The following is a 12023-nucleotide window of genomic DNA, read 5'->3' as shown; positions in this document are numbered from 1 at the left end:
CAAGTGAAAATATTAACTTTTCATATTCTCCTTAAGATTTTTTAATGCCCTCTCCTTCATCTTAACAATGCTCATATAGTGGCACCTTCTATATTTGCATATATCAGCCATACTCATATTTTTAAAATATACCTCTTCTATTATCTCCCTTTGCCTATAAGGAAGTTTTTTTAAAGCTTCTTTAAGCCTTTTAATATCTTCCTTCCTTTCAAAATCCTCCTCAACATCAGCATCTCCTTCTAAAATATCATAAAGGCTTCCCTCTTGATCCTCACCAATCCTCTCATCAAGGCTTACATGCTGTTTTATGTTAAATGAAAAATCTCTAATACCATATACAACAGAACTTTTAACATAGCCTTCAAAAGGATAATTTTTATTCAAATCATATTTATATATGCATCCTAAAACAATCATATATCCTTCCTGAAATGCATCTTCATAATACTCTCTATTCTTTACATAAAGCTTTATACATTTTTTAATAAGTGGTTCAAAACTTTTTAAAATTTCAAGCCTTACATTCTCATCATGCCTTGCTAAAATCACCTTTTCCCTCATAATAATCCCCCAAAAATAATATTCGTACCGGTACTAAGGTAATTATAAGGCTTGGCCTTTTAAATACAAAAAAGCAAATCTGAAAAAAAATATAATTTTTTCTTTGTAAATAACTATAAATTCCAATATTGGCTGCAAAAAAGTTTACCTTAGCTTTATAAAAGCAGCATAAAAATAAAAAACAGGCATACTATATTTAAATACCTGTTTTCTCCATTCTCCGGTGCCTGGCACCGGAGAATGATAATAATTTATAAGGCAGCAGAAAAGGAAATTTTCCATAAATGTCGAATATATTAAACGCAACCAAATAATAAGGGAGGATGGGATATGTTGCAAAATAAAAAAAGGTATATTCTACTAATCTTATTTCTTTTTTTTAATGTTTTTTTATTTTATAAAAACGCATCAGCAGCACCGGCAAGATCTGAAAAGTTTCTACTTACTCAGCCAGATGGTACATCATTTTATGCAAGGATAAAAGGTGATGAATGGCTAAATTGGATAGAAGGGGAAAAAGGCGATGTGATTATAAAGGGAACGGATAACTATTGGTATTATGCTCAACTAAATCTTAATAAATTAACCAAAACAGACCGCAGATATAAAATAGATCCAAAACCTCAGAATTCGGTAACTGGAAAAACAGTTTCAAAAAATAGTAAAAAACTGCTAAATGCAAAATACAGTTCTTCAATCCTAAGAGCAATTCAACGTACTACAGATATAAATCCAGTAACAAACTGGAATCAAAAAATTTTAGTTGTACTTGTAGAATTTTCTGATGTAAAAATAAAAAACTCTGACAGCGTATGGAACAACCAGTTTTTTGGAACTACAGGTAAAACTGTAAGAACTTATTATAGGGAAGTGTCTGAAAATAAGTTTAACTTTATACCGGCTGATGAAACATACAACAACTACAATGACGGTATTATAAAAGTTCAATTACCCTACAATCATCCAAATACTGGCCCAGAAACTGATTATAGGAATCAGCAGCTTGTAATCGATGCTTTAACTAAAGCAAGCAATGACAAATATATAGACTTCTCAAAGTTTGATACAAATAACAATGGGTATATAGATAACAGTGAACTCCATATTGTAACCATAATTGCAGGCTATGAATGCTCATATTCTGGAATTTATTCTTCAGACAAGCCTTCAGTATGGGGGCACAGATGGAGTATTTCAGGACTAAAACTAAATGGCAAATACGTATGTTCACCATATTATGGTGGGTATACCCAGCAAGGCGAAATACACGGTTCATACTATTATAATGATGACCATATAGCTACAATAGGTATACTCTGTCATGAGCTTGGGCATGACCTTGGGCTGCCAGATTTATATGATTACGATTATTCCTCTGAAGGTGTTGGAATACACAGTATAATGGCAGTCGGCAGTTGGGCAAGCCTTCCTTCAGAGTACCTAGGAGCCTCACCTGTACATTTTGATGCGTGGAGTAAAATAATGCTTGGCTTTGCAAACCCAACAGTTGTAAGCCAGAATTCAAACTACACAATAAACTCCTTTGCTTCACCTTCAGGATACAACGTTTTAAAGATTCCAACACAAAATTCAAATGAATACTTCCTGCTTGAAAACAGGCAGTTTAATGGATTTGACCAGTCATTATCCTCATATCTTATAAGCGGCGGGATAGAAATCCTGCATATTGATGAAAACGTATATTATGCAAACTATGGATATGGCATAAATGATGATGAATCACATAAAGCTGTTGACGTTGAAGAGGCAAATGAAGGGGAATTAGAATACAGCCAACTTGATAATAGAATCTATTGGGATGATTATGATCATTATTATTATGTTGGTGGGTTTACATCTTTTAATTCAATATCAACACCAAGCAGCAAATTATATGACGGCAGTGACAGCGAAATTAATATTGAAGTTCTAAGTACAAGCTCAAACTCTATGGATGTACAAATATCCTTTGGCCCTACTTTATCTAAAACTGTAACTTTCAAGGATAAGGAACTTGAAAGGGCAATTAGGGAAGCTCTTAATAAACCTGAAGGGGAAATAACTGATCAGGATATGCTAAATTTATATTCCCTAAGCATGTATGGTTACAATATAACAGATATTACAGGGCTTGAATATGCTAAAAATCTTACTTACCTTGATCTAACAAACAATTCAATTAAGGATATTAAGCCTTTATCAGGCCTTAGAAAGCTTACAAATTTATATTTAGATTATAATTTAATTAGCGATATATCTCCTTTATCAAACTTAACTGAATTATCAGCATTAGACCTTGCTCATAACAGCATTACTAATATATATCCGTTAATAAATCTAAACAAACTTATATATCTAAACCTAAGTGGAAACAGAATTACAAATTTTGAAGCACTTTTATATTTATCAAACCTTGAGTTATTAGATTTATCCTATACTGGCTTTACCAATATTTCATCTATTATAAATTTGACAGGCCTGAAACATCTTTATCTTAACGGAAACAAACTTACAAATTTTAATCTTATTTCAAACTTTTATGACCTATATACTTTAGAACTCTACAACACTGGTATTACTAGTATTTCTCCATTAAGAAATATGAATAATCTTCTATCCCTGAATATCGGTGGAAATCGCATAAGTGATTTATCACTGCTTTCAAACTTTAAAAACCTTTATTCTCTTGATTTAAGCAACGCAGGGCTTACAAATATAAGCTTTTTACAAAATTTAACTCAGCTTGAGAAGCTGAAGCTTTCTTATAATTCAATTACTGATATAAGCCCTTTATCAAACCTTATAAATCTATATGTTCTTAAATTAAACAACAACAGCATAACAAATATTTCTGCTTTAAGTAAAATGACAGATTTAATAGAGCTTAATATATCCAACAATAAAATAAGCGATATATCAGTATTAAGTGATCTAACATTTTTATCAATGCTTAATATTTCAGGAAATAAAATAACTAATATATCTTCTTTATCAAGCCTTGAAAATCTTTCAATATTAATAATGAATTCAAACAGCATTACAGACATAAGTTCACTTGAAAACTTAACTAACATTTTTGCACTTTATGCTGATAATAATAACATTCAAAGTATTGATTCAATTGCAAATATGCAGGATTTATATTTACTATCACTTTCAAACAACCCAATAACAAATATTGAACCAATTGGCAGCATTCCTAATCTATTTGAACTTAATATTAATGGAATAAAAACAAGTGATTTTAGTCCAATAGAAGGATTACATAATTTATTTACATTATCATTATCAAATAACAATATAAGTAATCTTGATTTTATAAGCACATTATCAAGACTTAGATATCTTAATTTATCTGGAAATGAAATAAGTGATTTGACACCACTTGAAGGTCTTGTTAACTTAAAACAGCTTAAGATAGATTCAAATAATATTAGCGATATAACATCACTTGTTATTTTAGCACAGAATGGTGCTTTTAAAGGTATAGAAAAGACAAGGGCTAATACAACTAATGCTGACAGAACTAATTATAATGAGAAGGAACTATCAAATCTTAAAAATACATTAAATTATACTAATAGCAGGGAAAAGCAGCTTGATATAATAAAAAGTCTATCTGAAACTCAGTTGGAATTCGGATATGGGGAAGGTTATATTGACGTTACTAATAATCTTTTAGACATTTCACCAGGAACCAAAGCCTTAAACGATATATATACTATAAAAAGCAATGGTATTACAATATATTATCAGCCCCAGAAGGGAATACCAGTATACGTTACTAAAACCTCACCTGCTGATAATACAGAAAATGTTGCAACAAACAATCTTGTAATAACTGTTACCTTTGACAGGAAGATAGCCCTTGGCACAGGCGCAAGCCTTATTACCCTTACCGATATGGATGGTACAAATATTCCTGTAACATCCTCAGTATCAAATAACATACTCACAATAAAACCTTTATCAAAGGTTAAAGTATTAACAAAGTACACCGTAACTATTCCTAAAAATGCAGTAAAGGACTATTCAAACAGCACTTTAACACTTGGCAGTAATTATAGCTTCTCCTTTACTACTACAGATGATGTTGCACCATCAATTACAACAAGCACTCCAACGCAAAATGCTTCTGATGCATCATTAACACAGGAAATACGCATTGTCTTTGATGAGAGTATACAATTAACTGATAATTTTGCATGTACTCTGCTTGATAAATCAAATAAGCCTATAAGCATTATATATGAGATATCAAAGGATAATCCTAATATGCTTATTGTAAAGCCTGAAAAGAAACTTAGCCCTTTGTCAAGCTATACATTCAAACTAGTAAAGGGAAGCATCCGCGACAGTTATGGCAATATTTGTAACAGCGATATAACAATTAAGTTTAAAACAGCAGATTCTCCAGTACCTTATGTAATTAGCTCAACGCCGGCATCAGCATCACAAAATATTGATGTTAAGGCACAAATAAAAATAAAATACAACAAGCCGATACAAGTTCTAAATAGTAATTTAATTGTATTAGAAGATAAAAACGGAAATAAAATAGATATATCATGGTCACTGAAGAATAGTGAACTTACAATTACCCCAAAGAGCAGTCTTGATTACTATTCTGATTATAAATTTTCAATCTTAAAGGGAGCGGTATCTTATGCTGAAGGCGCAAATGCTACAGATGAGGATTATTCTCTGACATTTAAAACTAAAAAGCCTGAAACAACAGCCCCGAAGATAACAGTGCTCTCAAGCACCTTAGCCTATATTGATGATACAACTTATGTACTAAGCTTTAAGGCAGAGGATAAGTCAAATATAAAAAGTGCCTTGATAAAGTGGCAGTATACAAATCCTAGTACAGGGCAAAAAGAAACTATAACCGCAACACCTGTTTTAAATGAAGAAAACTTAGTTTATACAGCAGCTTTGGATTTAACTGGGAAAAATAGCAGTTATACAATTGAAGTTTGCGACCAATGGGATAATGCTGCTCAAAAGTCCCTTTCGGTTACAAAGCAGACTGATAGTGCTAAACCAACTATTACAATAACAAACCCAAGGGTCAGCACTGTTTCAATAAGCAATTACCTTACATCTTATAACCTTGCCTTCAATGTCTTTGATGCTATATCGGGAATTGAAAAGGTAACTTTATCTGTTAAAGTAGATAATACTGATACAATATCAAAGGATATATATAATCATACTGAAGGATTCTATGAAAAGTCCCTAAGTTTCAACGAAACCCTTGAAAACCTTGGAGTAAGGAAAGAAAACGGAACTGCAGTTGTAACAATAACCGTTGTAGACAGGGCTGGTAATGTTCAATCCAAGGCAATTACAATAAAAAGGATCGCTGATATAAAGGCACCAACAGTAACATTTAAGTATCCAAAATCCACAAGCACAACCGTAAGTACAAACAGAGTTACCCTTGATTTTAAAGCAGTTGATGACTCGGGTATAAAGTCAATAATACTTATATTAAACGGCACGGAGCAAAGAGTTTGCTCTTATGATGAAACCATTTTTGAAGTAAACAGCAATATTGACGTTGATATTGAAAATGGCTTAAATACCATAAAGGTAAGGGTAACGGACAACATGGATAATATATTTGAAAAAACCTTTACAATTACAAAAAAATAGTTTTAAAAAAGAGGTACCAGGAAATTTCTCGGTACCTCTTTTTTAATCATAACTTTTTTCTAATTATTTTTGGCATTATTTTACTATTTGCTCACATAGCTTTTTCGCATCCGTTTATCAAAAATAGGTAAAAATCAGAGAAAAAGCTCATCCCTTTATTGAGATAAGCTTTTTATTTTATTGCTCTTCTTGATTCAATAAACTCTCCTACGCCATTAATCGTTCCTTCTACATGTGCTACTTTATAAATCAAATTATCTAACTCTGCTTTTCTTACATCATTGCTATGTTCTATGGATTTTGCAACTAAAAATATTTCATCCTGCCTCTTTTGAATGTAATGAATACTTTCTTCAACATTATCCAATCTTTTTTCTACATTATCCATTCTCTTTTCCACATTGTCCAATCGTTTTTCAACATTATCTAATCGTTTTTCAACATTATCTAATCGCTTTTCTACATTGTCTAATCGTTTTTCAACATTATCTAATCGTTTTTCTACATTGTCCAATCTTTTTTCTACATTATCTAATTGTTTTTCTACATTATCTAATCGTTTTTCCATGCTGTCCATTCTCTTATCCATGCTATCCAGTCTTTTATCAACACCATCTAATTTTCCAATAATTATTTCAAACATTTGTCTTATTTCTTTATCCAAACTATTCACCACCAAAAAATTCTCTTTGCCTATAATTATATCATTGCAAAATTCATGGTTCAATGCGAAAAATTTTACCAATTTATAGTTTATACCTAAACCTACCTTCTTCCTATAAGATTTTAATATATTATTTATTTCATAGATTTTTTTATTACCAACTTTTCTCTATTCTCCGGTGCCTGGGAAAGCTCCGAAAAAATAGGAATCATTAAAAAAATAATTAATAAATAAAATAAAAATAAAAAAGCAGCACCAGGTTTTACTCCCAATGCCATGGCAACTTACAAAAATCTAAAATACTTAGATAGCCTAACTTTCTTTACCCCCAAATAAATCAAAATCCCAACAAGTGTTCCTGTACTATCAATAAAAACATCCCTTATATTAGGGCCTCTACCCGGGACAAAAACTTGATGAAACTCATCTGAAATGGCATAAAGCACACAAATTAATATAACTATAGAATTATTTCTTATTACATCATTTCTTCTTAAAGCATTTAATAGCAATATTCCAAGTACTAAATAAACAAAAAACCCATTTAAAACGAATATCTAAAAATGCCTTAGCTAAACTTCCACTTTTCCTTCCTGTATCATGTAATGCAATATCAACAAATATAAAAATCCCCCAAGTACTATATTCATGTATTTTTTACTACACATTCATATTTATTGCATATTAATAATTTGATTTTTATAATTACCTATTTAAAATTCTGCATAAACATTTTTATTCTGTCTTTGAATTATAAAATATCCTCATTTGTTTAATTCCATATCAGATATTTCCATTAAATTCCCCCCATAGTACATCTACTATTAAATTATTCCTGCTTCTTTCCATTTATCAACATTTGTTTTTATTACTTTTGCAGGTATGCCTGCGACAACACAATTATCTGGCACATCATTTATTACTACTGCATTAGCCCCAATAATTACGTTATTCCCAACTTTAAATCCTCCAAGAAGCCTTGACCCTGGTCCAATAAATACATTATCACCAATAATAGGAGGCCATCCATGTCCTGTTCTCCCTCCTAATTGAAATATTTGTCTAAGGTGAAATTTTTTCCTAATATTATCATGTATAAATACTCCTAATGCCTTATAGCCACAAATTTAATCTAAAATGATGTCATTTGAAATTATTAATATTAAAATAAAGCTAATTTTGTTTTTATATATATTAGAACTTTATTTATATAATCTTTTTTTATAAGTTTTAATTTTATACATGATAATATATAAATAATTAATAAAATCATTGAAAAAATTATTTCAAAAGTAATATTATCATATATTTTTGTAAAGCTTAAATATAATAGATAAATAATGAAACTTATTAAATAATAAATAAAAGTTTTATAAAAATTAAACCTAATATTAATCATTGGAATAGCTATAAAAATATATAAAAAATTAATAATAATATAAGATATTAATGTAGCAAATGTGGCACCATACATTCCATATTTAGGTATTAGTAAAAAATTTAATATTAAATTACAAATTCCACTTGTCAATATAACAAAACTACTAATATATGTTTTGTTTCTGATTTGAATACCTAATATATAAAATTCTGTTTTCCCATACAAAAAATAAGAAAATAAAATTAATGGAACAATTTTATATGCATTAATAAATTCTTTTGTTGTAAAAATAGATATAATAAATTTACTGTATAATGAAATTGCTAATAAAATAAATAGCCCATAAAAATGATATTTATTAAACATATCATTAAATTTTTCTTGGGCATCTTCATTTTTCCAGATTTGAAATTTATATGGTGTAAATACAGATTTAAAAGGAGAAATAAATAAAGGATCAATTAACATCCCAAATTTATATCCTATTGAATATACCCCAGTTTCAGAATATGTTTTATATCCTGCCAAAAAATATCTATCAGAAAGGGTTAATATTGTACTTGAAATATTCCCAAGTATTAATCCTCCACTAAATGTAAGCATATTTTTTAGCATTGACATATCAAATTCTAATCTATAATATTTTAAATTCTTATAAAATAAATATATAAATATTATAAAATTACTATATATATATCCTTTATATACTCCAACTATATTTTGTTTTAAATAAACAACAAAAAAGATAGAAAATCCTAAATTTAATATTAAGTTAACCAAATTAGTTGTAACGGCAATAGTAGCTTTATAATTTAAAGTATAATCGCACATTAGCATCGTAACTAATTGTGTTAATATACTTCTTATTATAATTAAAATTAATATTTCATAATTATTATCAAATTTAAAAATCAATTTTGCCACAGGTTGTCCTATTAAAACAACTAATAATATATCAAAAACTGATAAAATCAAAGCAAAATTAATTGCTGTATTTTTTAATTTTCTTCTATCTTTTTCATCATATTCTCTATAAAATCTGTAATAACCAGAATATACTCCAAGAATAGTAAATGCTCCAATAAAATCTAAAACTGTATCTGCAAGGGCAAGCTGCCCATATCCAACAGTACCTAATTGTCTTGTATATATTGGCAATAGAATAAAGGATAAAGCCTTAGATAATACTTGTCCAACTGCATATATAAAGCCTATTTTTATAAAAGAATCTTTATGCTTTTGCATTTTGAACCTCGTTTCTAATTGATAATTTTTAACTTTATATTATTAATGGAATAAATTTTATTTACCTGTCGCATTTAATTATAAAATGAATCTTTTGTTTTATTTTTAAAATCAACCTTGTTTTCAAATAAAAATAAAAATAAAATTGTATAATATATATAAATATTAATATCATAATATTGATTAGGATTAAAATTAGTAGCTATAAGATTCCCTATTATTAACATTATTATATATATAAATTCATTTTTCATTTTATATTTTTTTATTAGTTTTAAGATAATAAATATATTAAACAAAATAAAAGGGATAAAAATTAATAATCCACCTTCAACCAATGTATTTAATAATTGTGAATGTATTACACACGGATCAAATAAAAATAAATTATTTACAATATATTCATTATATTGACCTGTACCAATTCCTGATAAAGGTTTAGTGATAAAAGCCATTAATGCATATCTAAATTGTAAGAATCTACCTGTAACTGTATCACCTCTATCAATAAATAAAATCTGATAAAATTTATTATAAGCAAATTTATAAAAGCAAATAATACAAAAGTATATTATTATAATCTTCGTTATAAATAGAATAATATTTTTTATATTATTAAATTTATTTTTATATAAAAAATATATCATTATTTCAATAATAATCGCAAGATATCCAATTCTTGTAAAAGTTAAAATTGTAAATAATATATTTAATACTAATACCAATAAATTAATTAAGTTCTTTTTATTATTATAATTATACAACAATATGGGAAAAAGTATTGCTCCTAAATTACCTGCTCCATTATCACCTATAATAAAACCACTAACTCTTTTAACAGTTGAATAACTTCTTATTAAAGCTTCTTGATCTTTAAAATTAATAAATAATTTTCCTGTTTTAAATTGAATTAAACCTAATATAGAATTAATAAAACTAAAAATGACAATTGGAATTATAATTTCTTTTATATTATAATTATATTTACTTAATGTATAACTAAATAATAGTAATAATAATAAATTAATATATACAGTTAAAATAGAAATATAATTAGTTGTATTATAAATTTTTAATAATATTGCTTGAAATAAAATAATTAAAATAATTATAAGCAAACATATAAAAATAAATTTAAATTCTGATTTAAAAAAAGAAATTTTATTTTTTTTATATAAAAGTATTATTAATAAAATTAATAATAAACTAAAAGAATTAATTATAATAAGATAGTTATTAATTTCAAAATAAATTAATCCCCACTTAATTGCTGAACTAAAAATTATAGCTGTAGATATTAATAATATAGAAAATTTATTATAATATTTTTTATTTTTTTTTAAAATAAGTGATACTAGAATAAAAAAAATAAAGATAATTAAGCTAATAATATATTTCATTAGGTAAATTCCTCCAATGCAAAAATCATTGATTTATCATTTGATTATATAATAACAATAAATCTTGTGAATAATCATGTTGAGTATAATTAATTAGATTATTTTTATATTGTTTATAATTTTCTATAACATCTACTGTCTTTTCATATAAATCATCTATATCCCTGTTCTTAAATAAAATAGTTCCTTCAGGTCTTTTACAAACATCACTTGCAATTGCAGGTATTTTAAAATATAATGCTTCAGCAATAGAAACCCCATAACCATCCGTATTCGTAGGGCGAAGAAATAAATGACTTTGTTTTAATATAGGATAAAATTCAGTATCTTTTACCTCCATTAAAAATATTTCTTGTTTTAGATTGTATTTATTAATTAACATTTTTATGTAATTATAATGCTCTTTTTCTCTGTCATTTAAACTTTCACATCCTAATAATGCAATTATTAGGTTAACCTTATAATTATTATTTTTTAACTTATTTATCAACTCTATCATAATATCAATTCCGTATAAATCTTGATTTTTATTAAATCTTATCCAACCATTTGCACATAATAGAAATTTAGATTTACTTATAAATGAATATACTTCTTTAGATATATTTTTATAATCTTTTTCTTCTTCCATTGGATTAATATATGCAGGTAAATAAATTAATTTATTTTTATTAAATCCTAAGTTAACTAATTCATCAACTATTTTAGGATTAACACAAATAATTTTGTCTAATTTCTTTAAACTATTTATTAATAAAAAACGTATAAAAAAATTAGAATCGTTTATTTGATTATTAAGACTTTCACCATGTATTGTTAAAATTATTTTTTTATTAAAAAGCTTATAAATACCTAATAACATTCTTATTTTTTTGTCTATTGTATGAAAATGAAAAATATCTCCTTTTATAAAAAAAAGTTTAAGTAAAAATGTTTTATAACTTTTTATTATCTTTACATCTTCATTAAAAAAAGTTTTAGATTCATTATAAATTTTTACTTCATAATTATTGTTCTTTAAATAATTATAAATTCTTTTAATATGTACTGATATACCTCCATAGGGTGGAGGATATGGGCCTATAATATTAATTATCTTAATATTTTCCAT

Annotated in this window: 8 protein-coding genes; 1 reads left to right on the top strand and 7 read right to left on the bottom strand. The window is 27.0% G+C overall.

The window, feature by feature from the left end:
- Positions 1-12: 12 nt before the first annotated feature.
- The gene (locus FDN13_RS12100) at positions 13-561 is read right to left on the bottom strand and encodes a sigma-70 family RNA polymerase sigma factor (RefSeq protein ID WP_138980625.1); all 549 of its coding nucleotides are present in this window, start codon (positions 559-561) and stop codon (positions 13-15) included.
- 330 nt (positions 562-891) lie between these two features.
- On the opposite strand from FDN13_RS12100, the gene FDN13_RS12095 reads away from it, so the two are divergent.
- Positions 892-6222 (top strand): leucine-rich repeat domain-containing protein, encoded by a 5331-nt coding sequence (locus FDN13_RS12095; RefSeq protein ID WP_138980624.1) that lies wholly within the window; start codon positions 892-894, stop codon positions 6220-6222.
- Positions 6223-6394: 172 nt separating this feature from the next.
- Here FDN13_RS12095 and FDN13_RS12090 read toward each other — a convergent pair whose 3' ends face one another.
- The 6 genes from FDN13_RS12090 to FDN13_RS12065 form a co-directional block, all read right to left on the bottom strand.
- A complete protein-coding gene (locus FDN13_RS12090; RefSeq protein ID WP_243120221.1) occupies positions 6395-6886 on the bottom strand; it encodes an exodeoxyribonuclease VII large subunit in 492 nt (163 codons plus the stop codon).
- Positions 6887-7170: 284 nt separating this feature from the next.
- Complete coding sequence (locus tag FDN13_RS12085) at positions 7171-7443, bottom strand: VanZ family protein (protein ID WP_138980623.1); 273 nt, start codon at positions 7441-7443, stop codon at positions 7171-7173.
- Between the two features lie 267 nt (positions 7444-7710).
- A complete protein-coding gene (locus FDN13_RS14410) occupies positions 7711-7881 on the bottom strand; it encodes a hypothetical protein (protein WP_305781728.1) in 171 nt (56 codons plus the stop codon).
- Positions 7882-8048: 167 nt separating this feature from the next.
- The gene (locus tag FDN13_RS12075) at positions 8049-9512 is read right to left on the bottom strand and encodes an oligosaccharide flippase family protein (RefSeq protein WP_138980622.1); all 1464 of its coding nucleotides are present in this window, start codon (positions 9510-9512) and stop codon (positions 8049-8051) included.
- Between the two features lie 74 nt (positions 9513-9586).
- Positions 9587-10630, bottom strand: a complete 1044-nt coding sequence (locus FDN13_RS12070; protein WP_138980621.1) for an O-antigen ligase family protein — start codon at positions 10628-10630, stop codon at positions 9587-9589.
- A 307-nt stretch (positions 10631-10937) separates the two neighbouring features.
- Positions 10938-12023, bottom strand: a complete 1086-nt coding sequence (locus tag FDN13_RS12065; protein ID WP_168190162.1) for a glycosyltransferase family 4 protein — start codon at positions 12021-12023, stop codon at positions 10938-10940.

Origin of the sequence: Caloramator sp. E03, assembly GCF_006016075.1 — a bacterium.
Lineage (GTDB): Bacteria > Bacillota > Clostridia > Clostridiales > Caloramatoraceae > Caloramator_B.
This window is presented reverse-complemented; position numbering and strand designations above follow the sequence as displayed.